This window comes from Citreimonas salinaria, from assembly GCF_900107235.1.
Lineage (GTDB): Bacteria > Pseudomonadota > Alphaproteobacteria > Rhodobacterales > Rhodobacteraceae > Citreimonas > Citreimonas salinaria.
Map to the genome: position 1 here is coordinate 65,973 of NZ_FNPF01000012.1, position 23,271 is coordinate 89,243.

At 67.7% G+C, this 23,271-nt stretch carries 20 protein-coding genes and 1 other annotated feature; of the genes, 5 read left to right on the forward strand and 15 right to left on the reverse strand.

All coding sequences use genetic code 11. The annotated features are described in order from the left end of the window. Nucleotides 1–30: 30 nt before the first annotated feature. The 4 genes from BLW27_RS14325 to BLW27_RS14340 all read right to left on the reverse strand — a co-directional run bounded on the left by BLW27_RS14325 (nucleotide 31) and on the right by BLW27_RS14340 (nucleotide 4,575). Nucleotides 31–903, reverse strand: a complete 873-nt coding sequence (locus tag BLW27_RS14325; RefSeq protein WP_089884136.1) for an NAD-dependent epimerase/dehydratase family protein — start codon at nucleotides 901–903, stop codon at nucleotides 31–33. Then, complete coding sequence (locus BLW27_RS14330; RefSeq protein ID WP_089884137.1) at nucleotides 900–1,766, reverse strand: glycosyltransferase; 867 nt, start codon at nucleotides 1,764–1,766, stop codon at nucleotides 900–902. The genes BLW27_RS14325 and BLW27_RS14330 overlap by 4 nt, the downstream gene beginning before the upstream one ends. Continuing rightward, a complete protein-coding gene (locus BLW27_RS14335; protein WP_089884139.1) occupies nucleotides 1,763–2,980 on the reverse strand; it encodes an NAD-dependent epimerase/dehydratase family protein in 1,218 nt (405 codons plus the stop codon). The genes BLW27_RS14330 and BLW27_RS14335 overlap by 4 nt, the downstream gene beginning before the upstream one ends. A 140-nt stretch (nucleotides 2,981–3,120) precedes the next feature. Beyond that, nucleotides 3,121–4,575 (reverse strand): MDR family MFS transporter, encoded by a 1,455-nt coding sequence (locus tag BLW27_RS14340; protein WP_089884141.1) that lies wholly within the window; start codon nucleotides 4,573–4,575, stop codon nucleotides 3,121–3,123. Between the two features lie 291 nt (nucleotides 4,576–4,866). Between BLW27_RS14340 and BLW27_RS14345 the strand changes: the two genes are divergently transcribed. Continuing rightward, nucleotides 4,867–5,181 carry a tryptophan synthase subunit beta gene (locus BLW27_RS14345; RefSeq protein WP_245710889.1) on the forward strand — a complete coding sequence of 105 codons (315 nt, stop codon included), beginning with the start codon at nucleotides 4,867–4,869 and terminating at the stop codon, nucleotides 5,179–5,181. Between the two features lie 216 nt (nucleotides 5,182–5,397). Then, nucleotides 5,398–6,555 carry an MFS transporter gene (locus BLW27_RS14350; protein ID WP_089884143.1) on the forward strand — a complete coding sequence of 386 codons (1,158 nt, stop codon included), beginning with the start codon at nucleotides 5,398–5,400 and terminating at the stop codon, nucleotides 6,553–6,555. Between the two features lie 129 nt (nucleotides 6,556–6,684). Here BLW27_RS14350 and dctP read toward each other — a convergent pair whose 3' ends face one another. The 11 genes from dctP to BLW27_RS14405 form a co-directional block, all read right to left on the reverse strand. Next, nucleotides 6,685–7,770: a TRAP transporter substrate-binding protein DctP gene (gene dctP / locus BLW27_RS14355; RefSeq protein WP_089884144.1), complete on the reverse strand. Its 1,086-nt coding sequence runs from the start codon at nucleotides 7,768–7,770 to the stop codon at nucleotides 6,685–6,687. A 78-nt stretch (nucleotides 7,771–7,848) separates the two neighbouring features. Further along, nucleotides 7,849–9,168: a TRAP transporter large permease gene (locus BLW27_RS14360; protein WP_177177917.1), complete on the reverse strand. Its 1,320-nt coding sequence runs from the start codon at nucleotides 9,166–9,168 to the stop codon at nucleotides 7,849–7,851. Further along, on the reverse strand, nucleotides 9,165–9,659 hold the full coding sequence (locus BLW27_RS14365) for a TRAP transporter small permease subunit (RefSeq protein WP_089884148.1): 495 nt from the start codon (nucleotides 9,657–9,659) through the stop codon (nucleotides 9,165–9,167). Before BLW27_RS14365 ends, BLW27_RS14360 begins: the two co-directional genes overlap by 4 nt. A gap of 155 nt (nucleotides 9,660–9,814) precedes the next feature. Next, nucleotides 9,815–11,386 carry a flotillin family protein gene (locus tag BLW27_RS14370; protein WP_089884150.1) on the reverse strand — a complete coding sequence of 524 codons (1,572 nt, stop codon included), beginning with the start codon at nucleotides 11,384–11,386 and terminating at the stop codon, nucleotides 9,815–9,817. 25 nt (nucleotides 11,387–11,411) lie between these two features. Further along, nucleotides 11,412–12,887 (reverse strand): aldehyde dehydrogenase family protein, encoded by a 1,476-nt coding sequence (locus BLW27_RS14375; RefSeq protein WP_089884151.1) that lies wholly within the window; start codon nucleotides 12,885–12,887, stop codon nucleotides 11,412–11,414. A gap of 22 nt (nucleotides 12,888–12,909) precedes the next feature. Continuing rightward, nucleotides 12,910–14,115, reverse strand: coding sequence for an ABC transporter ATP-binding protein (locus tag BLW27_RS14380; protein ID WP_089884153.1), 1,206 nt, complete (start codon nucleotides 14,113–14,115; stop codon nucleotides 12,910–12,912). After that, entirely contained in the window at nucleotides 14,108–14,845 is a 738-nt protein-coding gene (locus tag BLW27_RS14385; protein ID WP_425429299.1) for an ABC transporter ATP-binding protein, read from the reverse strand. Before BLW27_RS14385 ends, BLW27_RS14380 begins: the two co-directional genes overlap by 8 nt. Continuing rightward, the gene (locus BLW27_RS14390) at nucleotides 14,842–15,786 is read right to left on the reverse strand and encodes a branched-chain amino acid ABC transporter permease (RefSeq protein ID WP_089884157.1); all 945 of its coding nucleotides are present in this window, start codon (nucleotides 15,784–15,786) and stop codon (nucleotides 14,842–14,844) included. Before BLW27_RS14390 ends, BLW27_RS14385 begins: the two co-directional genes overlap by 4 nt. After that, nucleotides 15,783–16,646, reverse strand: coding sequence for a branched-chain amino acid ABC transporter permease (locus tag BLW27_RS14395; protein ID WP_089884159.1), 864 nt, complete (start codon nucleotides 16,644–16,646; stop codon nucleotides 15,783–15,785). The genes BLW27_RS14390 and BLW27_RS14395 overlap by 4 nt, the downstream gene beginning before the upstream one ends. 59 nt (nucleotides 16,647–16,705) lie before the next feature. After that, nucleotides 16,706–17,905: an amino acid ABC transporter substrate-binding protein gene (locus BLW27_RS14400; RefSeq protein ID WP_089884161.1), complete on the reverse strand. Its 1,200-nt coding sequence runs from the start codon at nucleotides 17,903–17,905 to the stop codon at nucleotides 16,706–16,708. Nucleotides 17,906–17,937: 32 nt separating this feature from the next. Next, the gene (locus tag BLW27_RS14405; RefSeq protein WP_089884163.1) at nucleotides 17,938–19,383 is read right to left on the reverse strand and encodes an aldehyde dehydrogenase family protein; all 1,446 of its coding nucleotides are present in this window, start codon (nucleotides 19,381–19,383) and stop codon (nucleotides 17,938–17,940) included. Between the two features lie 140 nt (nucleotides 19,384–19,523). On the opposite strand from BLW27_RS14405, the gene BLW27_RS14410 reads away from it, so the two are divergent. The 3 genes from BLW27_RS14410 (at nucleotide 19,524) to BLW27_RS14425 (ending at nucleotide 23,262) form a co-directional block, all read left to right on the forward strand. Next, nucleotides 19,524–20,426, forward strand: coding sequence for an AraC family transcriptional regulator (locus BLW27_RS14410; protein WP_089884165.1), 903 nt, complete (start codon nucleotides 19,524–19,526; stop codon nucleotides 20,424–20,426). 109 nt (nucleotides 20,427–20,535) lie between these two features. Continuing rightward, entirely contained in the window at nucleotides 20,536–21,066 is a 531-nt protein-coding gene (locus BLW27_RS14415; RefSeq protein ID WP_089884167.1) for a peroxiredoxin, read from the forward strand. Nucleotides 21,067–21,650: 584 nt separating this feature from the next. Next, nucleotides 21,651–21,707, forward strand: a sequence feature (sul1 is cis-regulatory element that is thought to sense ions involved in sulfur or methionine metabolism; They are found in Alphaproteobacteria). Nucleotides 21,708–21,771: 64 nt separating this feature from the next. Continuing rightward, nucleotides 21,772–23,262, forward strand: coding sequence for a SulP family inorganic anion transporter (locus tag BLW27_RS14425; RefSeq protein ID WP_089884169.1), 1,491 nt, complete (start codon nucleotides 21,772–21,774; stop codon nucleotides 23,260–23,262). Nucleotides 23,263–23,271 lie beyond the last annotated feature (9 nt).

The window sequence follows — 23,271 nt, forward strand, 5'->3', positions numbered from 1 at the left end:
CCCTCAGGCAGAAGCAGAAGATGACGCTCCTCAGCCGTTTGCGCTGATCCGGGCGACCGCGAGGGCGCGCAGCACGGGGTCCAGCCCCTGACATCCGCGCGGGCGCCAGCCGAGCGCTGCGATCCGGTCGGTGCGCATCGCGTTGGGCACCGATGCGGCGGCCGGCGGCAGAGGCCGGCGCAGCCCCGCGATGCGGGCGTAGTGCGCCAGCAGGTCGCGGCGGTCGAGGAGGATGTCGGACAGACAGACCACCGCCGGCATCCGGCCGGGCGGCAGGGTCAGGAGAAGCGCGACCGCCGCCGCCAGGTCGTCGGCGTGCAGCTCGGTCCCCGCCCTCGGCGCGACGCGCGCGCCGGCATGGAAGGCGTCCAGCAGCCCGTCCCACTTGTGGGGCATCCCAGCGACCGGAGGGCCGTAGACACCGGTGGCGCGCAGGCTGGTTCCCTCGATCCCGGGAAGCGCGGCAAGCGCCTCTTCCGCGTCCAGCTTCACCTGGCCGTAAAGCGCGTCCGGCCTCGGCGGCAACGCCTCGTTCAGCGGCGTGCCCGGCGGCCACCCGCCATAGACGGCGCGCGAGGACAGGAACAGCACGCGCCGCACTCCCTGCGTTCGTGCCGCCTCGAAGAGGCGCAGCGTGCCCTCGCGGTTCAGCCGGACGAAGCGGTCGGGATCATCGCCCTCGCCGCCACGATAGCGGCCCGGCACGTGCGAGAAGGCCGCGTGCACCAGAGCGTCGATGCCAGAGAGATCGGGCGGCGGGCCGTCGAGCGCGAAGGTGCGATGCGGCGCCGACAGCCGCGACGGATTGCGCCCCAGCGTCACCACGGCATGGCCACGGTCAAGAAGATGCGCCGCGATCCAGTGCCCGACCTGACCGGTCGCGCCGGTGATGCCGATCCTCATCCCCCTGTCGCGGACAGGCCGACCGTATCGCCGGGCGCCGGCAGATCGGACAGGGCGGGCACCGGGCCGTCGCCTTCGAAGGCGTGCCAGAGAGCGATCAGCGGCGCCAGCGCGCGCGCCTTGGGATGTGGATCCTGCCAAGGCTTTTCGTACTGGAAATGAAGCACCCGGACCTGACCCCAACTCCACAATTCGGGCAGGTTCAGCCAGACATATTGCAGCAGGTTGTCGAAGACCGGCAGCCCGTGCCAGTCGGGAAAGAAGTCCTGCAGGAAGGTCTGGTCGGTCCGCCGCCAGAACGCACCGGGCCGGTCGAGCCGCTCCAGCATCGCCGCGAAGGTTGCCTCGTCGGGGCGGGCCGTAAAGACGCCCGAGTTCAGGCGGTGGAAATCGGCGGGGCCTTCGTAGACGTTCGGCGCGGCCGAAAATTCTGGATAGTCGAACAGCCGGTCGATCGGTCGCAGGACCAGCGTGTCGGCATCGAGAAACACGACCCGCCGGTAGTCGAGCCGCCACAGCCGGAGCTTGGCGAAGTTGTCGAGCGGCGTGTGGAAGGTCGGTTTGCCCCCCTTGGTGAACGGCGCTGCGCGGTGCAGCGCGTCGCGGGCATGAGCCTCGGCGAACGCCTGCGAGGTCGGCAGCAGGTCGACCTCGACCAGCCGCGCCCCGCGCGCGCGAAGTCGCGCAAGCGCCGCCTCGGGCACGGCCTGCGTGTGCAGCACCACGCGGTCGGCCTTCGTGCCGGTCAATGCCAGCGAGCGCAGCAGCGCAGCTGCCCCGCGCGCGAAATCGGCATTGGTGACCAGCGTGACGAAGGCGCGGTCGCTATCCGCCGGGCGCTCGGGGCGCAGGCCCTCGCTCATGACACTGATTTCAGCCGCTTGCCCTCCGGGTCACGCTCGACCGAGGCGGCGAGATCGCGGGTCCAGCCCGACACCGCCGGCACGCGCGACCGGTCGATGCGGTGCTTGTACTTGCGCGCGATCTCGACCACCTCCTCGAGCAGCCCGGCCTGCAGCGTCGTCGGCTCCAGCCCCAGCGACAGGAACTTGGCGTTCTCGACGATCAGGTCGTTCTCGGGCGCTTCCTTGCGCGGGTTCGGCAGGTACGCGACCTTTGCCCCGGTCAACCCGGCAATCATCTCGGCAAGGTCGCGCACCCGGTGCGTCTCGGTCATCTGGTTGAAGATCTCGACCCGGTCGCCGGCCGCGGGAGGGCTGGCCAGCGCCAGTTCGATGCAGCGCACGCTGTCGCGGATGTGGATGAATGCCCGCGTCTGCCCGCCGGTGCCGTGCACGGTCAGCGGATAGCCGATCGCCGCCTGGATCAGGAAGCGGTTCAGCACCGTGCCGTAATCGCCGTCGTAGTCGAAGCGGTTGATCAGCTGGTCGTGCATCCGGGTCTGTTCGGTATGGGTACCCCAGACGATGCCCTGGTGCAGGTCGGTGATCCGCAGCCCGTCGTTCTGGGCGTAGAACTGGAACAGGATCTGATCGAGGCTCTTGGTCATGTGATAGATCGAGCCGGGCCGCGTCGGGTACAGGATCTCCTGCGCCTTCTTGCCGTCCGGCGTGTCGATCTCGACGTCCAGATAGCCTTCGGGGATCGGCGCGCCGACGCTGGAATACCCGTAGACCCCCATCGTGCCCAGATGCACCACGTGCGCGTCGATTCCGGATTCCACCAGCGCGGCCAGCAGGTTGTGCGTCGCGCTGACGTTGTTGTCGACTGTGTAGACCTTGTGCCGGTCCGATTTCATCGAATAGGGCGCGGCGCGCTGCTCGGCGAAGTGGATCACCGCGTCGGGGCGGTGCTCGACCAGCCAGGCCTTCAGTCGCTCGAACTCCTTGGCGAGATCGAGCAGATGGAAATGCAGCCGGCGGCCGGTCAGTTCGTGCCAGATGCGGCAACGCTCCTGGATCGAGTCCATCGGCGTCAGCGACTGCACGCCGAGTTCCGTGTCGATCCACCGGCGCGAGAGATTGTCGAGGATGTGCACCTCGTGGCCCAGATCCGACAGGTGGAGCGTCGTCGGCCAGCCGACGAAGCCGTCACCCCCGAGAACCGCGATCTTCATGGCGTCATCCCCTCGTTCGCTGCGATTACAATCCGCGCGAGTCTAGCAGCAACACGTCCGCCTAGACCAGATCCCGGCCCCGCAATCCGCGTGAAAGAATTGCGACGCAGCCGCGGCGTGCTCGCGTTCCGACGCTGCCATCACACCTCGGCCGGGGGCTCGGGCGGCGGCCGGCGCACGAAGAAGGCCGCGACGATCATCAGGGACGCGATCGCCGCGCCGCACAGGAAGCCGGCGCGAATTCCGGCGGCCGTTGCGGCGACCATGTCCGCACCGCGCGACAGTTCAGCCCCGACCCGAAGCGACATGACCGAAACGAACAGCGCGATGCCTGCGGCGCCCGAAACCTGCTGGATCGTGCCGAGGATCGCACTGCCATGCGAATAGAGGGTCATGGGCAGGGATCCGAGGCTGGACGTGAAGAGGGGCGTGAACAGAAGCGCCAGCCCGACGCTCAGCACCACGTGGCTGAACAGCACCGTCACGATGCGGCTGTCCTGTCCCAGCGAGGCCATCACCCACAGCGCGGCGCTGACGGTGATCGCGCCCGGGATCACCAGCTTGCGCGCGCCGCGCCGGTCGAACAGGTGCCCGACGCCGGGCGCGAGCAATCCCATGATCAGGCCACCGGGCAACAGCAGAAGCCCCGCCTGAAGCGGGTTCATCCCCAGCACGTTCTGCATGTAGATCGGCAGCAGGATGATCATGCCGAACAGCGACATCATCGCCAGGCCCATCATTACGACGGAGACGGTGAAGACCTGCACCCGGAACGTCCGCAGGTCCAGCAACGCGCAACCGCGCCGCGCCAGGGCGATTTGACGCCGGACGAACAGTGCCAGCACCACGCCCCCGACGGCGAGCGGGGCCCAGACCGGAACCGGGCCGCCCTCGCCGTGTCCCTCGCCTATGGTCGAGAGACCGTAGACTACGCCGCCGAAGCCGATCGCGGACATCACCACCGACGCGAGGTCGAGCGGCACTTTCCGCGGGACCGTCACGTTGACCAGCCGCGCGTGGCCAAGGGCAAGCGCGCCCAGCCCGACCGGCAGGACGAGCCAGAACATCCAGCGCCAGCTCAGCAGGCTGAGGATGATGCCGGATATGGTCGGCCCGATGGCCGGCGCCACCGAGATCACGATCGAGATGTTTCCCATCGTCCTGCCGCGCGTCTCGGGCGGCACCAGCGTCATCACCGTCGTCATCAGAAGCGGCATCATGATCGCGGTGCCTATCGCCTGGACCACACGGCCGACGACCAGAAGGCCCAGACCCGGCGCGATGGCGCAGATGAAGGTGCCGAGGCTGAAGAACGACATCGCGGACAGGAAGACGGTCCGCGTATGGTACCGCTGCAGCAGGAAGCCCGTGACCGGAATCACGACGGCCATGGTCAGCAGGAATGCAGTGGTCAGCCACTGGGCGGCATTGGCGGTCACGTCCAGCTCGTCCATCAGGCGCGGCAGCGCCACGCTCATGATGGTCTCGTTCAGGATGACCGTGAACGCCGACACCAGAAGCAGGTTGATGACCAGCCGGTCTCGCGCGGAATTGTCCGGAACCGTCTCGTCGGAAGGCGGGGTCTGGTTGTGCATGTCGTGTCCTTGCACCATGTAAGACCGGCCCCTCGGGAACAAGTGTCCGACACCCGAGGGCCGTGGCGTAACGGATGCGCGGCAAGACGGAGTTCCGCGCGTCGTCGTTCTTGCACAGCTTCGGTCGGTTGGCGACCTGCGGCAGCAAGGGCAGCGCTAAAGGGCCGGAGCCCGGATCGGCGGCCCGCCCGGCACGACCGCCGGGAGGGCACGGCGCAGTGTTCGATGCACATGGACGTGCCGGCCTTCGCGGAGCCGAAAATCCCGAGATGAAGGTACGACGAGCCCGAGATGGTTGACCAGAAGACCCGACTGCACCGTCAGCTCGAAGCGATCGGCCGGAAGGTGCCCGCGACGCGCCGGGTCATCGACCCGCTGGTGCACGGACGCCTTCGCAGGATCCGTTTCCCGATTGCCTGTATCCTCATCTTCGGCAGTTTTCTGTCGATCCTGCCGGTCTTCGGCCTGTGGATGCTGCCTATCGGCCTGCTGCTGCTGGCCCTGGATGTTCCGCGCCTGCAGCCCTTCGTTGCGCGCAACCTGATACGCGCCCGCCGGCGCACCGATGTCTGGCGGCGCCGGCACCGCAGGCCTCCAAGGCGCTGACGAGGCGGTGTTCCTTGTCTGAATGTTCGACGCATGGGTCGGCGCGACAGCGTGCGCCCTTCGGCTTTCTTGATCCAGCCTCCGGGGACGCCTGCGCGGACCCCCGGAAGAGTTGACAAGGGCCTCGGCCACGGCGAGCAAGTTCGTGGTGACATCGGCCGCCTGATCGGCGAGGTGCGACCGGCCAAACATCGAGCCACGCGAATGGAGACAACAATGCCCCGCATCGTCACGCCATGGCGCAGCGTCGCCGCCGCCTTCGCCCTGAACGGCGTGTTGCTGGGCTGCTGGGCCTCGCGCGTGCCGGCCATCGCCGCGGGTTTCGGGCTGGACGAAGGAGCGCTTGGGCTGCTGCTTCTGGTGATGGGCGTCGGGGCGCTGGTGTCCTTCCCGATCGCCGGCACGCTGGCCGACCGCTTCGGCGCGGTGCGGGTGACCCGCTGGATCGCGTCTATCTACCTCGTGTCGATCGCCTTGGTCGGCCTTGCGCCGGTGGTGCCGGCACTGGGACTGGCGCTGTTCCTGTTCGGCATGTGCCACGGTGCGATGGACGTCGCGATGAACTCGTGGGCCGCCGAGGTGGAACGGCACATGGGGCGGTCCGTCATGTCCTCGTTCCACGCGATGTGGAGCTTGGGTGCCGGGCTTGGGGCCGCGGGAGGCTTCGCCGCCACGAGCCTGTCCCTGCCGGTCTCGCTGCATTTCGTGCTGGCCGCGGCGCTGACCGCGCTGCTGTTCGGTCCATTCCTGCGGATCGACTGGACGTCGCGCATCGCGGCGGGTGGCGCGGGCGACCCCGTCTTCGCCTTCCCGCGCGGGGCGCTGGTCTTCGTCGGCCTGATCGCGCTGGGCGCGGGGCTTGGCGAAGGCGCCGCGGTGGATTGGAGCGCGGTCTTTCTTGCCGACGTGCTGGGAGCGGCCGAGACGCAAGCGACGCTGGGATACGCCGTCTTCTCGGTCACGATGGTCGCCATGCGGCTTTGCGTCGATCGGCTGATCACGCGGCACGGACCGCGGCGGGTGGCGCTGGTCAGCGGGCTGCTGGCGGCGTCGGGCTACGTCCTTTGCGCAGTGTCGACCGCGCTGCCCTTGGCGCTTGCGAGTTTCGTGCTGATGGGCATGGGCTATGCGGCGGTGATCCCGCTGGCGTTCAGCCGCGCGGCCGCCGATCCCGACATTCCGGCGGGCCAGGCCATCGCCTCGGTCGCCACGCTGGGCTACGGCGCGATGCTGATGGGGCCGCCGGCGATCGGCTTCATCGCCGATGTCAGTTCGCTGCGGGTGTCATTCGTGCTGGTCGGCCTCTTCGCGCTGCTGATCGCGGTGCTGTCGCCGGTGCTTGGGCGCGCTCGTCCGACCTCGACCACGGCCTGAGGCGGGATCGCCCGACAATGCGGGCAGTCCAGGGGACCCATGCCCACCGGCCGGAGCGATGCGGTGGCGAAAAGGGAAATGCCCGCCATAGGCATGGCGGGCATTCGTTTCACGTGCAGGAATGTCGGCTCAGCCGGCGCATTCGCGCAGGGCTTCGACGTCCGGGCCGTTGGGCGTGCGCCCGAGGTTGTACGGCGCCGAGGCGTCGCGCCACTTGGCGTAGTCGTTGAGGTACTCGACCATGCTCAGGTAGACCTTCGCCGAGTTCGGGTTCTCGCATGCGGTCTCGACGATGACCTCATTGGCCATCTGCTGGATCTGCTCGAGCGTCTCGTCGTCGTAGCGGTTGATCTCGACCTCTTCCTGGAACTGCGCGTAGGCCTCGGTCGCGCGCTTTTCCGTGAAGGCCAGCGACCACAGCAGCGTGGCCTCGGCTGCGATCTCCAGCTTGCGCTGGGTCTCTTCGGACAGGGCGTCCCACGCCTGCTGGTTGATCATCACGCCGAAGACCGACGCCGACTGGTGCCAGCCCGGCGTCGCCCAGTAGTCGGTGACCTGCTGGAAGCCGGCCGACCAATCGACGTTCGGGGTCGAGAACTCTGCCCCGTCGATCACGCCGCGCTCCAGCGCCTGGTAGATCTCGCCACCGGCCATCGAGACCTGATTGCCGCCGAGACGCTCCAGCAGCCGGCCCTGTTCTAGACCCGACAGGCGCAGGCGCTTGCCTTCCAGATCGTCGAGGTTGCGGATCGGCTCCGAGGTGCGGAAGCCGGATTCGTTGTTGGTCACGCCATAGGGTAGGTAGACCATGCCGAACTGGCCGTAGATCTCGTCATAGAGTTCGGCCCCACCCCATTGTTGGATCCAGTTGACGTAGTCGACGGCGTTGAACAGCGCCGGCGTCGTCGCCAGCGGCGAGAACGCCGAGTCGCGACCCGCCCAGTAGCCCGGCCAGTCTGCGCCGGCCTGTATCGTCCCCGATTCCACAGCGCCGAAGACCTCGCCGGCGGGGACAAGCGCGCCGCCTTCGTAGAATTCGATCTGCAGGTCGTCACCGGTCAGCGCGTTGGCCAGCTCGACGAAGTGGCGGTCCGTCTCGATCAGCTCGAGCGAGGACGGCCACGTGGACGTCATGGTCCAGCTTTCCTGGGCCAGGGCGGGCATGGCGGTCGCGGCCGCCAGGGCCGTGCCCAGTGCAAGTGCCTTGGTCGTCATTGTCAGTCTCCTCCTTGAAGAACAGTCTTGAGTCGTACTGATGCCCCGGCCTGTTCGGCCGGAACACCGAAGGCTGCCTCAACCGTAAAGCGCGGACGGCAGCCAGGTTACCAGCGGCGGGAACAGGGCCACCAGAATGCACATCAGGACGATGATCGCGATGAACGGCAGCACGCCCCGGATGATGTGGCCGGTCCTTACCTCCTTGGGCGCGATCGACCTGAGGTAGAACAGCGCGTATCCGAATGGTGGTGTCAGGAACGAGGTCTGCAGCACCACCGCCATCAGGACGACGAACCACAGCAGGCTGACTTCCATTTCCTCCACGATGGGCAGGAAGATGGGGAAGGACAGCAGCACGATCCCCGTCCAGTCCAGGAACGCGCCCAGGATGAACACGATGACCATCATCATGGTCAGCAGCATCCAGGGCTCCATCTCAAGGCTGCGGATGATCTCCTGCGTGGCGCGCAGGCCGCCGGTGATGTTGAACACGCCCGTGAAGGCGGTGGCGCCCAGCACGATGAACAGGATCATCGCTGACGTGCGCCCGGTCTCGATCATCGCCCCGTAGAAGGTCGACAGCTTGAACCGCCCGCGCATGATCACAATCAGAAGGGCCAGCGCAGCCCCGATGGCCGATGCCTCGGTCGCCGTGGCGATGCCGGCAAGAAGCGAGCCCAGGATGCCGAAGATCAGCACCAGCGGCGGCACGGCCTCGAAGGCGAGCATCCGCAGCAGGGGACCGCGGCCGATGTGCTCGTCGGGCTCGACTGCCGGCGCCAGGTCGGGGCGCAGCACCGAGATTACGTAGACGTAGAGCGCGTAGGCCAGCCCCAGCAACACGCCCGGGATCATCGAACCGGCGAAGAGTTCGCCCACCGAAAGCGGCGAATAGCTGGCCATCAGGATCAGCATGATCGAGGGCGGGATGAGGATGCCCAGGCACCCCGAGGCGGCGATCACCCCCGTCGTCAGCGTCGGCGCGTAGCCGTATTTCAGCATCGGGCGCAGGGCCATCACGCCCATCACCGTGATCGAGGCGCCGATGATGCCGGTCGTCGCGGCCAGCAGGATTGAAATGAAGACCACCGCCAGCGCAAGGCCGCCGCGCACCCGGCTGAGCAGCAGGCGCAGCGCCTCGAACATCCGGTCGGTGACGCCGGAATCCGACAGGAAGCGCGCCATCAGCACGAAGAGCGGGATCGCGATAAGCGTGTAATTGTCCAGCACGTCGCCGAAGACGCGGTTGATCACGATGCCCAGCACCATGGTCTTGCCGGCCAGCACGGCGCCCAGAACGGCGGTCCCGCCCAGCACGAAGGCCAGCGGATGCCCCATGAACAGGCCCAGCAACAGCAGGCCGAACATGGAAAGGGCAAGAGGTTCGGGGCTCATGCCAGCTCCTCGCGGCGATTCAGAATGATTTTCAGCACTTCGGATATCCCCTGGAGAAGCAGCAACCCGGCTGCGAGGCACATCGCCATCTTGAGCGGATAGACCGGCATCTGGATCGCGCCGTAGGTCGTCTCGCCCTGGTTCCACGACCGCAGCGCGAAATCCCACGATTGGGTCATGAAGACCCAGGTGAAGGGAAAGAAGAAGATGACGTAGCCGGCGATCTGGACGATCTTGAGCGTGCGCGGTCCCAGCCGTTCGGTGACGAGGTCGACGCTGACATGCGCGCGGTGGCGCAGGGCATAGCCGCCCAGCATGATGAAATAGAAGCCGTAGAGCTGCTTGGAGACGTCGAAGGCCCAGCGGGTCGGTTCGTTGAACGCGTAGCGCATAACGACGTCGTAGATGATGATCGCGGCGAAAACGACCGCCACGACCGAGACGATCCTGCCTATGATCTCGTTCAATCCGTCGATGGCGCGGATGATCATGCGAACCCCTCCCAAAAGCCGCCGTGCCGCCCGGCGCGATGCGTCGGGCGTGCCGGATGCACACTGTCCGGCTTCAGAGGGGAGTTCAACCGGCTAGCGACGCGCGCGGACGCGAGGGAAGAGGGCCGGCAGGCCCGCTTCCCCGCGGCGCCCCGTCATCTACCGCCGGTCTTGCCGTCCTTCGGACGGGTATCCAGAGCGGATTCGAGGTCCATGCCGATGGTCTCGCCCAGCCGTTTCATCGCCGGCAGGCTGACCGCCATCTCGAGGATCGAATCCACCGTCTGGTTGATCGGTGATACCGGACCCGCGCTCGCAGCGTTGCTGCCGCCCAGCCCGGTGACGTGGTTGATGTTGATGCCGCGGATCTTCTCGGCGGGCTTCACCATCTCGGCAACGATCTTCGGCATGGCGTCCAGCCGTGCCTTCTCCAGTTCCAGCGCCACGGTCTCGGACGAGCGGGTATTCTCGGCCTCGATATGCGCGGCGACGCCCTTGGCGTCCGCCTCGGCGCGGATCCGCCGGGTCTCGGCCTCGAGCCTGCCGATCTCGCCCTTGGCGGCGGCGGCAACCTTATCGGCCTCGGACGTTATGCGCACGCGCGCGGCGTTGGCCTCGGCCTCCTGCTCGGCGGCCATCAGCGCCAGCTTGCGGCGCCGCTCGGCCTCGGCCATCTGCTGCAGGGTCTTGAGGTTCTCTTCGGCCTCGATCACGGCCTCGCGCGCCTTGCGGGCGGCGGCCTCTGCGGCGCTGCCCTCGCGGCTTTTCGCGGCCGTGACGATCGCGCGGTCCTGCTCGGCCAGGTCGAGTGCGCGGGACTGCGCGATTTCGGCCTCACGGATCGCCTGTTCGCGAGCGATGGCGGCGGATTGAACGTCCTGCTCCATCCGGATGCGGGCATGGGCGGCCTCGCGCTCGGCCTGCGCCTTGTGGCGGGCGACTTCGGTCAGCTGTGCCGCCAGCAGCATTTCGATCTCCTGCGTCTGCGCGATCTCGGCGCGGCGCTGCTCCAGCTCGATCTCGAGCTTGCGGCGGTTCGCTTCCACCTCGGCCTCGCGGACGGCGACGGCGCTGTCGCCCTCGATCCGGGCGCGGGTCTTCTTGCTGTCGGCGATGATCTCGGCCAGCCGGCGCATGCCCACGGCGTTGAAGGCGTTGTTCTCGTCCAGCGACGAAAACGGTGTCTGGTCCAGGTCGGTCAGCGACACGCTGTCCAACTGCAGGCCGTAGCGCGCCATCGTGTCCTTGAGCGCACCGTGCACCTCGGCGGCGAAGGCGCCGCGGTTCTCGTGCAACTCGTCCATGGTCATGCGTGCGGCAACGGCGCGCAGGGCATCGACCATCATGCCGTCGACCAGCGATTTCAGCTGATCGGCATGAAAGGTGCGGTTGCCCAGCGTCTGCGCCGCCCGCGCGATCGAGTCGTCGTCGGGGATGACGCTGGCGTAGAACTCGGCGCCGACGTCGACACGCATCCTGTCCTTGGTGATCAGCGAGGCCTCGCCCGTGCGATGCACCTCCATGCGGATGGTCTGCATGTTCACCCGGCTGACCTGGTGGAAATACGGGATGGCAAGCGTGCCGCCCTCGATCACCACCTTGCGCCCGCCGATGCCGGTGCGGACCAGCGACAACTCGTTGGTGGCGCGCTCGAAGAACCACGCGGCCAGCACGACCAGCGCGGCCGCGACGACGACTGCAAGGATGATCCAGGCTGTGACGGTCATAGTCTTTCCTCCCCTCGGGCCGCGATCAGAACGCTGGCGGGAAATGGCGCCCGCCGCGGTCCAGCGTGATCCAGCGCAGTTCCGTGAACGCATCGAGCGACCAGCGCCCGCCGTATCGGCCCACCCCGCTGGCCTTCATACCGCCGAAGGGCACGTGCGGTTCGTCGTTGATGTTCTGGCAGTTGACGTGCGCGATCCCGGTTTCCAGGTGCTGCGCCATCGCCAGCGCGCGCGCCTCGTTGCGCGAGAAGACCGCCGAGGTCAGGCCGTATTCCGTGTCGTTGTTCAGCGCGATCGCCTCATCGTCGGTGCGGAAGGGGCTGACGATCACCACGGGGCCGAAGGTCTCGTCGTGCCAGATGTCCATGCTGGTATCGACGTTCGTCAGCACCGTGGGCTCGACGAAGTTGTCCCAGGCGTTTCCGCCCAGTTCCACCTTGGCGCCCTTGGACACCGCGTCGTCGATCAGCGCCTTGACGCGCAGTGCCTGGCGCGTGTTGACCAGCGGGCCGATCACGTTGTCGCGGTCGTTGGTGTGCCCGGTCTTCAGCCGCGCGGCGCGCGCCAGGAAGCGGGACATGAACTCGTCGTAGACCTTGTCCTGCACGAGGATCTTTTCGGTCGACATGCAGACCTGGCCCTGGTGCATGAAACTGCCGAAGTTCGCGGCCTTGGCGGCATGGTCCAGGTCGGCGTCGTCGAGCACGATCAGGCTGTCCTTGCCGCCCAGTTCCACGCAGGCCTTCTTGAGGTGCGCGCCGGCCTTGGCGGCGATGTGGCGGCCCACCGCGGTCGAGCCGGTGAACGAGATCGCCTTGACGCGGCTGTTCTCGATCATCTCGTCGCCCACCTCGGTCACGCTGTCGCGCGAGCAGGTGACGACGTTGAACACGCCCGCGGGGATGCCCGCCTCTTCGAGGATTTCGGCGAAATACAGCCCGCCGGCATAGGGCGTGTCCTCGGACGGTTTTAGCACCACGGTGTTGCCCGCGGCCAGCGCGGCCGCAAAGCCGCGCGCGGTCAGGATGCCCGGCATGTTCCACGGAGAGATCACGCTGACCACGCCTAAGGGCACGCGCACGGCGGTCATGAACTTGCCGTGTTCCGAGGGCAGCACCTCGCCGATGTTCTGGTAGCAAAGCGCCGCGGCGGACCGGAACACCTCGGCCACGTAGCCGGCCTCGAACATGCCCTTGCCGAACCAGCCGCCGCCCTCGGCCACGGCGGCGGCGACGAAGCGCTCCTTGTTGCGGTCCCAGGTCTCGGCGATCTTCAGCAGCGCGTGGGCGCGGTGGTGGAACGGTTGCTGCGACCACGCGGGAAAGGCCGCCTGTGCCGCGTCGACGGCGCGGCGCACGTCTTGCCGCGTACCGTCGGGAATGCGGGCGTACAGGCTGTTGTCCGAGGGGTTCAGGTCCTCGAAAGTGGTGGCGGCGGGGACCCATTCGCCGGCTATGTACATGCCTTTGACGACGGGTCCGGATTGGGCGGTATCGAGCATCTTTCTGGCTCCTGTGGCTGGATCAGTTGCGACGGGAGGGCCGCCACGCCTCGGCGCGGGCGGCGGCCTCCTCGATCTCGGTGAGGATTTGCGACAGCCGGTCGCGGCTGTCGGTGTCGAGGCGGGGCAGGTCGCGCGGCGGTGGGGCCGCGTGTCCGGCACGTATCACCGGCTCGGGCGCCTCAACGGCGCGGACCGAACGGGCGGCCGTGCGAGACGTTTCCGAGGCGCGCGCGACAAGATCGCCGATCGCGATGCCGTGCACCTGGCCCGAGACCGGCGCAGAGCGCTGCGCACCGGACGGCCGAGCGGGCCTGGCTGGTGGAGTCACTGCCGGTTTCGGGGCAGCAGCCTGTTTCGGGCGTGCGGGCTTCTCCAGCGCATCCGACGCCGGGCGCGGCGCCGATCGCACGCTGGCCACCGCCGCGGCGGCGATGTCCGACGGGGATGGCCCGGCCGCGGGCCGCGGGGCGGGCTGCGCGGATGCCGCCGTGGCAGGGCGGGCGGCGATGCCCTTGGCCTTGCCGCCCAGGTAGGCCGCCTGCACCGCCGGGTCGCCGGCCAGGCTTTTCGCCGAGGCGCCGTGCACGATGTGCCCGTTCTCCAGCAGGTATCCGCGATCCGCGACCGCAAGACTGGCCTTGGCGTTCTGTTCGACCAGCAGGATACCGATGCCTGCGTCGCGCACGGTCTTGAGGCTGGCGAACAGGTCCTTCGACAGCAGCGGCGACAGGCCGAGACTGGGCTCGTCCAGCATCAGTATTTCGGGCGAGGACATCATCGCGCGGCCGATGGCGACCATCTGCTGCTCGCCGCCGGACATGGTGCGCACCTGCTGGCGGCGTCGTTCGTCCAGCCGGGGAAACAGCGTCATCACCCGGTCGAGATTCGCCTGCTGGTCGTCCTGCGCGCGCGTCGCGTAGGCGCCCAGCAGCAGGTTCTCGATCACGTCCAACTCGCCGAAGACGCCGCGCCCTTCGGGAACCAGTGCCACGCCGGCCTCGACGATGCGGTGCGCTGGCAGGCCGGTCAGGTGTTCGCCGCCCAGAGAAACGGACCCGGTGACGCGGCCCTCGCTGATCCCGCTGATCGCCTTCAGCAGCGTCGACTTGCCCGCCCCGTTGGCGCCCAGGATCACCACGATCTCGCTCTTGCCGACCTTCAGCGCGGCGTTCTCCAGCGCAAGGTGCTTGCCGTAGCTGACCGATACGTCGCGCAGTTCAAGCATCGTCGTCCCCCAGATAGGCGCGGATCACCTCGCGGTCGGACAGCACGGCCTCGGGCGTGCCCTCGGCGATCTTGGTGCCTTGCGCCATGACGACGCAGGTGTCGCAGAGCGAGCGGATCGCATCCATCACGTGTTCGACCAGCACGATCGTCCGGCCGTCGTCGCGCAAGCTGCGGATCAGCGCCACGCCTTCCTCGAGCTCGGTCGGGTTCAGCCCGGCCAGCCATTCGTCCAGCAGCAGCACGCGGGGCTCACCGGCCAGGGCGCGCGCCAGTTCGACGCGCTTGGTGTCGATGTAGGTCAGCTGGCCGATCCCGAGATGCAGCTTGCGGCCCATCCCGACGCGGTCGAGCATCTTGCGGGCATGCGTCTCGGCCGCGCGGCCCCACCTGCGCCGGTGGCCGAAGACGGCGCCGGCCATGACGTTTTCCAGCACGCTCATCGACGGCAGCAGGCGCACCAGCTGGAAGGTCCGCGCCACGCCCAGACGCGCAATGGCCTGCGGCGGCAGGCGCGTGATATCGCGGTCGCGCAGCACGATCTCGCCGTCGGTGGCGGGCAGCGCGCCCGAGATCAGGTTCAGCGTCGTCGACTTGCCCGATCCGTTCGGCCCGATCAGGCCAAGCACCTGGTTCTCGTGCACGTCGAAATCGAGGGCATTGACCGCGACGAGGCCGCCGAACCGCTTAGTCGCGCCGCGCAGGGAAAGGACGGTCGGGTGCATGGTCATGCCCCGGCCCGACGGAAGGTGCCGCCGCCGTGCTGTCGCAGGTCCAGGAACAGGCCGACGAAACCGCGCGGCAGCAGGTAGACGATCAGCAGGAAGGTCAGGCCCAGCAGCAGTGTCGTCTGGTTCGGGAAGCTGCTCGAGATCGCCTCCCACAGGAAGGTGAAGGGGATGACGCCGACCAGCGGCCCCCACAATCGCCCGGTGCCGCCCAGCAGCGCCATGATGACGACCTGGAAGGACAGCATCGGGCTGAACGCCACCGCGGGCTCGATGTAGACGAAGCGGGGCGCGAGGATCGCGCCGGTCATCGCCGCCGCGGCGCCGGGGATCATGAACAGCAGCACCTTCGCCATCGCGGTGTCGATGCCGGAATGGCGCGCCACCTCCTCGTCGTCGCCGATGATGCGAAGCGCAAAGCCCAGTCGCGAGCGTCCGATCAGCCAGCCCGCCAGCCACACGAGCGCGGCAAGACCAACCAGCTGCCAGTAGATCTGGGCCTCGGTGATCTGGGTCAGGACGTAGATGCCCTTCTGCCCGGTGAGGTTCTGGACCCAAGTCAGCACCTGACGCACGAACTCGGCCAGGCCCAGCGTGAAGATCACGAAATAGACCCCGGACAGCCGCAGCGTCGCCAGCCCGACCAGCGCGGCGCCCGCCGCCCCGATCAGGCCCGCGATGGCCAGGATCGACCAGTAGGGCATGGTCTCGATCAGCAGGCCGGTGGTGTAGGTGCCGACGCCGTAAAAGGCCGCCGTCGCCAGCGAAATGTAATGCGTTGGCCCCGAGAAGATCGCCCAGGACGTGGCCAGCACGGTGAACGTGGCGATCGTCACGCCTAGGGCCAGATAATACGAGCTGCCGATCCACGGCAGGGTCGCGGCGGCGGCAAGGGCCAGAACGACCCAGCCGATACGGGCCGCCTCGGATCGCGAAGGGGTCATGCCTTTCTCCCGAACAGGCCCTGCGGGCGGAACAGCAGGATGAGGACGAACAGCAGGTAGGCCGCAGCCAACGTTAGGCCGGGGTCGATCCAGGCCGCCACGAAGGTTTCGAGCAGGCCCAGAAGCAGCGCCGCGACGATGGTGCCACGCAGGTCGCCCACGCCGCCCATGATGACGATCACCAGCGCCTTGAGCGTGAACAGCACGCCCGTTGAGGCATCGAGCGTCAGGTAGGTGGACAGCAGCGCGCCCCCCATCGCGGTGATCGTGCCGCCCAGCGCGAAGGCCAGCGCGGACATGCGCGGCACGTCAATCCCCACCAGCCGAGCGCTTTTCGGGTCGACCGCAATGGCACGCATCGCGCGGCCCGGCCGCGTCCGTTCGAGCCACAGGTATAGCAGCCCGCCGATCACCACCGCGCCCAGGAACGCGACGATGCGATTGAGCCCGTAGGTCTCGCCCATGATCCGGACGGGGCGCGCCAGGTAGGAATAGCTGAAATAGTCGCCGCCGAAGAAGGCCAGCATCAGGCCCACGCCAACGAAGGACAGCCCGAAGGTCACCAGGATCGAGTCGACCTCGAGCTGACCTTGGCTTTTGGCGCGGCGCACCAGCGGCAGCAGCATGAAGCGGTAGATCAGCCAGTTCAGCGCGAAGGCCAGCGGCGCCACGACGAACAGCGTCAGCAGCGGGCTGACCTGCCCGGCGGTGTACAGCCAGAAGGCGACGAAGGCGCCGACGACCAGCACTTCGCCGTTGGCCAGGTTCATGATCCGCGCCATGCCGTATTGCAGGTTCAGCCCCATGGCGATCAGCGCATACGTGCCGCCCAGCACCAGCCCGGTAATGATGATGTCCATCCCGCCCCCGTCGGTCATGCAGCGCCCGGGAACCCTGCGGCCCCCGGGCGTATTCAGGCTCAGTTCGCGTCGCGGGCCCGGACCTCGGCGGCGCCTTCGCGGCCGGTCGAGGCGACGCCGTGGAACAACCCGTCCTGCCATTGGCCGACGGTCCAGAACGCGGGGTTGTTGTTGTTCTCGTCGAAGTCCAGCGTGCCGATCACCGTGTCGAAGCTGTTGTCCTTGATGTGCTGGATGATCGCCTCGTTATCCATCGTGCCCACGGCCTCTATCGCCTGCTCCAGCGCCTGGAAGCTGGAATAGACCATGGCCGAGGCCCAGAAGTCGGGCTTCTCGCCGGTCACGTCCTCGTGCCGGGCGGCATATTCCTGGAAGGCCTCGCCGTCGGCATCCACGCCGCCGATGCCCAGCACGCCGTCGACGCTGTCGCCGAAGCGGGCCTGATAGGACGGGAAGGCGGTGGCGACGGCGGTGAAGAACGCGCCGGGGTTCAATCCCTCGATCTGGGCCTGTTCGGTCAGGCCGAACGTGTCGGGCGGATAGGACCAGGCCACGAAGGCGTCGGGGTTTGTGCCGGCGGCGCCCTTGATGACGGTCGACAGGTCCTGAGTGCCAAGCGGATAGGACGTGTCGTAGACGATCTCGAAGCCGGCCGCTTCGAGCGCAGGACGCGCGTTCTGCGACAGCTCGATCCCGAAGGCGTCGGCCACGTTGACCATCGCGACGCGGTTGCCGATGTCGCCGCGGTCGCGCAGGTCGCTCAGCACTTGGGCCACACCTTCGGTGATGGGCTTGGCGCCGCCGAGCGAGATGAACACGTTGGGGAACTGGCTGACCAGCGCCTTTGTGTCGTCGACGGTCGCGGTTGCCGTGATCATCGGATAGCCGAAGCGGTTGAAGATCGGTGCCGCGGCTAGGTTCAGGCCGGTCGAGTAGGGCGGCAGGATGATGTCGGCCTCGTCCTGGGTGGCCAGGCGCTGCACGGCCTTGATTGTCTCGCCCGGGTTGGTCTGGTCGTCATACTCGATCAGTTCCAGCATGTGCTGCGTGCCGTCGACCATCAGGCCGCCGCGGCTGTTCACGTCGTCGATCCACAGCCGCACGTTGGGCCAGTAGCTGACCGCCGCGCCGCCGGCCAGCGGGCCGGTCTTGGGCGCGACCGCACCGACCGTCAGCGTCGGCGCGTGGTTCTCGGCGAATGCGGTGCTGGCCAGCAGCATCGCGGCAAGGCCGATGGCTCCGAAAGTCCTGCGTTTCATGGTGGGTCCTCCTCTGTTGTGGCGCTGTGCGCCTAGTTGCCCGCCGTCGCGCGGGGCTGGGTGACGAAAGTGGTCTCGGTGAACTCGGCCACGACGCTGTCGCCGCCGAAGCGGCCGTAGCCCGACGCCTTCAGGCCGCCGAAGGGCAGGGCGGGGTCGTCATAGACGGTCGAGCCGTTGACGTGGACGATCCCGGCCTCGATCCGGTGCGCGACCCCGGCGGCGGCGGCGATATCCTCCGACCAGACCGCCGCGGCCAAGGCGAAATCGCTGTCGTTGGCGACGCTGACCGCCTCGTCGGCATCGGCGACGCGGATGATCCCCAGCGCCGGGCCGAAGGTCTCTTCCGCGTAGATCCGCATCCCGAACGTGACGTGATCGAGCACGGTGGGCTGCATCAGTCGGTTGAAGGATTCGCCGCCGGTGACCAGCGTGGCGCCCTTGCGTAGTGCGTCTTCGATCAGGCCCTTGACGCGCAGTGCCGCGTCGGCGGTGATCAGTTGGCCCGTTGAATCCGAGGCCGCGGTAAGATCGGGAAGCCGAAGTGCCTCGGTCTCGGCACGAAGGGCGGCGACGAAAGGCTCGGCAATCGTGTCCTCGACGATGACGCGGTCGGTGGACATGCAGATCTGGCCCTGGTTGAAGAAAGCACCCTGCGCCACGGCGCGCGCCGCGGCTGCGACGTCGGCGTCGGCGAGGATGATCGCCGGCGCCTTGCCGCTGAGTTCCAGAAGGCACCGCTTGAGGTGCCGCGCGGCGATCAGCGCCACTTCGCGTCCGACGCGGGTCGAGCCGGTGAAGTTCACCCGCCGCACCGCCGGATGCGCGATCAGCGCTTCGACCACGGCGTGGGCGTCGTCGGGGGCGTTGACAACGTAGTTGATCGCGCCATCGGGCAGACCCGCATCCAGCAGCGCCTGGGCGACAAGCTCGTGCGTGCGCGGGCACAGTTCCGAGCCCTTGAGCACCACCGTGTTGCCCAGCGCCAGGGGCGCCGCGATGGCGCGCACCGCCAGCGTGACCGGGGCGTTCCAGGGCGCGATGCCCAGCACCACGCCCACCGGCCGGGTGATGCGCGTATAGGCGATGCCCGGCCTGCCGGTCTCGTAGGGGGTTTCGCCGATGCGGTCGGTCAGCGTCGCGCAATGGCGCAACGTGTCCGCGGCGACGGCGATGTTGAAGTGGATCCAGTCCGGCGTCGCGCCGACCTCGCGATGGGCGACCTCGACGAATTCGGCCTTGCGCGCCTCCAGCAGGTCGGCCGCGCGCAGCAGCACCTGCGACCGCGCCACCGGATCGGTGGCTGCCCAGGCGGGATAAGCGGCGGCGGACGCGCCGGCGGCATCCGCCGCCGCCGCCTCGGTGCAGGCAGCGGCGCGCGTGATGACCTCGGACGTCAACGGATCGGTCCGGTCGAACGTCGCGCTGGGCGCACGCGCGGGATCTCTCCCGCCGATGATGGCGCGGGCTTCGAACATGATCCTCCCAAACCTTGTTCGACGATTCTGGCCGGATCTCTCCCCCCGGATCACCGCAGGATGAGTTGCAATTCACGCAGGGTAAATGTCACTTTGTGGGCCACAATTGTCGATTTCCGGCATTCGCGCGAAAGTCATCGATGAACGACACGGCCCGCCTCGCACCGACCGAGACGCCCTTGCGCGCAGAACCGCTGCGCGCGGGGCTGCAATCGCTGGTCTTCGGACGGTCCGGCCTGATGGGCGTGCACAACGTCCGCGCCTTGCTGCTGACGTCCGGACAGGCGTCGCTGCAGATCGACGAGACGGCGGAGCGGCTGCAGGGGCCCAGCCTGCTGTGGGCGCCGTGGAGCCCGCAGGGCCGGCTGGTGGTGGCACCGGGGAGCCGCGGCCATCACCTTGTCCTCGGGCCGTCGCTGCTGTCGGTCGCGCTGCGCCATTCGCCCCACGCGGCCGAACTTGGCTACATGGCCGAGCGGCGCTATGTCGTCTCGCTGGATGAGGACGACGGCGACGCCGCGACCCTTCAGGCCTGTTTCGAAGGATTGGCCATCGAGACGCGGCAGGATCGCCCCATGTCGGCCAGCCTTGTCGAGGCGCATCTGTCGATCCTGTTGGTGACGCTGTACCGCGCGCTGAAGGCCGGACCCCACGGTATGCGCGCGGGTTTCGCGGGCTCGCCGCTGGGCAGCCGTTTCATCGCGCTGATCGAGGCGCATCTGGGCGAACGTTGGCCGGTGGCGGGCTTCTGCGACGCGCTGGGCGTCAGCCGCGACCGGCTGCATTCCGCCTGCCTGCGCGATTTCGGCCGCCCGCCGGGCCTGATCATCCGCCAGCGTACGATGCTCGAGGCGCGGCGCCTGCTGGAGCAATCAACCCTTTCCGTCGACCAGATCGCGCAGCGCCTGGGCTTCGGCAGCGGTTCGCAATTCAACCATTTCTTCAAGGGAATCGAGGGCATCCCCCCAGGGACCTGGCGCCGCCGGCTCCGGTCCAGCGACCGGCCGCGCCCGCCGCCCACGGACCTGTCCGCCTGGCCTTGAGCGGGCGCACGGGCAACCGCGGGCCGTGCCGGGACCACGGTGGTGGCGGGGCGGCATACGGGCTACCTTGGGACCACGCTGTCCGTGACAAGAAAGTGCAGGTAGAAAAGTGACACCCCAGACCGTTCCCGCCATCACCTTCCACACCCGCGTGAGAAATCCCGAGCTGGAGGGGGACAACCCGTTCGAGTGGCGGGACATCACCACCGACGAGATCTTCGCGGGCAAGCGCGTGGTCGTCTTCGGCCTGCCGGGCGCCTTCACGCCGGCCTGCACCGACAGTCATCTGCCGGGATACGAGCGGCTGCACGACGATTTCATCGCCGAGGGCATCGACCGGGTGGTCTGCACCGCGGTCAACGACGCCTTCGTCATGTACCAGTGGGCCAAGGCATTGGGCGTCGAGAAGGTGATGATGCTGCCCGACGGCAACGGCGAATTCGCGCGCCGGATGGGCATGCTGGTCGACCGCTCGAACCAGGGCATGGGGATGCGCAGCTGGCGTTATTCGATGCTGGTCGAGGACCGCGCCATCAAGCAGCTTTTCGCCGAGCCGGACATCTGCGACGTGCCGTCCAGCATCCCGATGGACGCCTCGGCCGCCGAAGTGATGCTGGAACATATCCGGCGCGGCGCCTGACGCGGGCGGGATGCGGCGCGTCAGCGTTCGCAACCGCATCCACCTGGATCGCGCTTCGCTTCGGCGGCCGGAGCAGTTCCACGCCAGGCATTCCCTTCAAATGCCTTGGGTCTTGTCCGCCCTCCGACAGGTCCAGCGCGTCGATGTTTCGCTTGGTCTCCTCGAACACGTGCCCGGGGCCGACACCGTTGACCCCGCTTGCCATTTCCGAGGCGAGCAGGATGTCGTGGACCTCGATCAACTCGAAGAAGCATTCGATGCCGGCGCAGGTGTCGAAGTAGACGTTGCGCAGAAGTAGACGTTGCGCACTTGGGCGCGGTTCGATGACGAGCACGTGCCTGACTGGCCGAAGCCCGCCAATGTCGAGGTGCTTGGCGGGGAAGGCACGCTCAAGACTCAGCTTCGCCGCGACGACCTTCCCGCCGCCGTGGGGTGCGCGATCAGGTTCGGTGCGGTCCGTCCCTCGGTCAGCGGGATCGTCCGGAAATCGTGCGAAAACTGGCACGGCAATTCGCCCGGACGCCCTCGCGATCCGGGTCATGGTTGCGTTTCCGAACCACGCGGGCTAGGCCGCCGAGCAGCAGACTGGACCCGGCCGCAATGCCGGGTGGCTCTTCCGGCCGCCGATCCGCCGGACAACGACAGACAACGGTGCATGTGCACGACCGAACGCACGGGCTGCGTTCGGTATCGGATATTTCCTTCATGTTTTCACTCGACGCTTATCGCGCGCAGTGGCTCGGCAACGTTCGCGGCGATCTGCTCGCCGGCCTCGTCGTCGCGCTCGCGCTCATCCCCGAAGCCATCGCTTTTTCCATCATCGCAGGCGTGGACCCGAAGGTCGGCCTCTATGCGAGTTTCTCGATCGCGGTGATTACCGCCATCGCCGGCGGGCGGCCCGGCATGATCTCGGCCGCCACGGCGGCGACGGCCGTCCTTATGGTCACGCTGGTGCGCGACTACGGGCTGGAATACCTGCTGGCCGCGACGGTGCTGGCAGGCCTCCTGCAGATCGGCGCGGGCGCGCTGAGGCTCGGCTTCGTCATGCGCTACGTCTCGAAATCGGTGATGACCGGCTTCGTGAACGCTCTGGCCATCCTGATCTTCATGGCGCAGCTGCCCGAGCTCGACCCCCGCTACGTCTCCTGGGTCACCTACGCGATGGTCGCGGCGGGCCTTGCGATCATCTACGGCTTTCCGCTTCTGACCACGGCGATCCCGTCGCCGCTGGTGACGATCATCGTGCTGACCGGCCTGGCCTTCGCGCTGGGTCTCGACGTGCGCACGGTGGGCGACATGGGCGCGCTGCCTGACACGCTGCCGGTGTTCCTGATCCCGCAGATCCCGCTGAACCTCGACACGCTGATGATCATCCTGCCGTACTCGGTCGCCGTGGCGGTCGTGGGCCTGCTGGAAAGCCTGATGACGCAGAACATCGTCGACGATCTGACCGACACCAAGTCGAACCGGAACCAGGAATGCGTGGGGCAGGGCATCGCCAACACCGCCACCGGCTTCATCGGAGGCATGGCGGGCTGCGCGATGATCGGCCAGTCGATCATCAACGTGAAGTCGGGCGGCCGCGGGCGTCTGTCGTGTTTCGTGGCGGGCGTGTTCCTGCTGATCCTCGTCGTCGGCCTCGGCGACCTCGTCAGCATCATCCCGATGCCGGCGCTGGTGGCGATCATGATCATGGTCTCGATCGGCACGTTCTCGTGGTCGTCGATCAAGAACCTGACGGTGCACCCGCGATCGTCCTCGATCGTGATGATCGCGACGGTCGTGACCGTGGTCTACACCCACAACCTCGCCATCGGCGTTCTGGTGGGCGTGCTGCTGTCGGGCATCTTCTTTGCCGGCAAGATCGCGCAGCTGTTCGGCGTCCGCTCGGAGATGAGCGACGACGGCCGCGTGCGCACTTATCATGTCGAGGGCCAGCTGTTCTACGGCTCGGTCGAGGACTTCATGGATGCCTTCGACTTTCGCGAGGCGCCGGAACGCGTCATCATCGACGTCAGCCGCGCGCATATCTGGGACATCAGTTCCGTGCAGGCCTTGGACATGGCAATCCTCAAGTTCCGCCGCGACGGGGCCGAGGTCGAGGTGGTCGGCATGAACCGGGCGACCGAGACGCTGGTCGACCGGCTTGCCATCCACGACAAGCCCGGCGCCATGGACAAGTTGATGGGACATTGAGGGAGGGAA

Excerpts from the sequence above, each read along its gene's own strand:
- BLW27_RS14370 (WP_089884150.1), bottom strand. The coding sequence starts at position 11,386 with ATGACCGTCACAGCCTGGATCATCCTTGCAGTCGTCGTCGCGGCCGCG.
- BLW27_RS14395 (WP_089884159.1), bottom strand. The coding sequence starts at position 16,646 with ATGGACATCATCATTACCGGGCTGGTGCTGGGCGGCACGTATGCGCTG.
- BLW27_RS14350 (WP_089884143.1), top strand. The coding sequence starts at position 5,398 with ATGCCCCGCATCGTCACGCCATGGCGCAGCGTCGCCGCCGCCTTCGCC.
- BLW27_RS14365 (WP_089884148.1), bottom strand. The coding sequence starts at position 9,659 with ATGATCATCCGCGCCATCGACGGATTGAACGAGATCATAGGCAGGATC.
- BLW27_RS14335 (WP_089884139.1), bottom strand. The coding sequence starts at position 2,980 with ATGAAGATCGCGGTTCTCGGGGGTGACGGCTTCGTCGGCTGGCCGACG.
- BLW27_RS14340 (WP_089884141.1), bottom strand. The coding sequence starts at position 4,575 with ATGCACAACCAGACCCCGCCTTCCGACGAGACGGTTCCGGACAATTCC.
- BLW27_RS14400 (WP_089884161.1), bottom strand. The coding sequence starts at position 17,905 with ATGAAACGCAGGACTTTCGGAGCCATCGGCCTTGCCGCGATGCTGCTG.
- BLW27_RS14380 (WP_089884153.1), bottom strand. The coding sequence starts at position 14,115 with ATGCTTGAACTGCGCGACGTATCGGTCAGCTACGGCAAGCACCTTGCG.
- BLW27_RS14405 (WP_089884163.1), bottom strand. The coding sequence starts at position 19,383 with ATGTTCGAAGCCCGCGCCATCATCGGCGGGAGAGATCCCGCGCGTGCG.
- BLW27_RS14410 (WP_089884165.1), top strand. The coding sequence starts at position 19,524 with ATGAACGACACGGCCCGCCTCGCACCGACCGAGACGCCCTTGCGCGCA.
- BLW27_RS14325 (WP_089884136.1), bottom strand. The coding sequence starts at position 903 with ATGAGGATCGGCATCACCGGCGCGACCGGTCAGGTCGGGCACTGGATC.
- BLW27_RS14375 (WP_089884151.1), bottom strand. The coding sequence starts at position 12,887 with ATGCTCGATACCGCCCAATCCGGACCCGTCGTCAAAGGCATGTACATA.
- BLW27_RS14330 (WP_089884137.1), bottom strand. The coding sequence starts at position 1,766 with ATGAGCGAGGGCCTGCGCCCCGAGCGCCCGGCGGATAGCGACCGCGCC.
- dctP (WP_089884144.1), bottom strand. The coding sequence starts at position 7,770 with ATGACGACCAAGGCACTTGCACTGGGCACGGCCCTGGCGGCCGCGACC.
- BLW27_RS14360 (WP_177177917.1), bottom strand. The coding sequence starts at position 9,168 with ATGAGCCCCGAACCTCTTGCCCTTTCCATGTTCGGCCTGCTGTTGCTG.
- BLW27_RS14425 (WP_089884169.1), top strand. The coding sequence starts at position 21,772 with ATGTTTTCACTCGACGCTTATCGCGCGCAGTGGCTCGGCAACGTTCGC.
- BLW27_RS14390 (WP_089884157.1), bottom strand. The coding sequence starts at position 15,786 with ATGACCCCTTCGCGATCCGAGGCGGCCCGTATCGGCTGGGTCGTTCTG.
- BLW27_RS14385 (WP_425429299.1), bottom strand. The coding sequence starts at position 14,845 with ATGACCATGCACCCGACCGTCCTTTCCCTGCGCGGCGCGACTAAGCGG.
- BLW27_RS14345 (WP_245710889.1), top strand. The coding sequence starts at position 4,867 with ATGGTTGACCAGAAGACCCGACTGCACCGTCAGCTCGAAGCGATCGGC.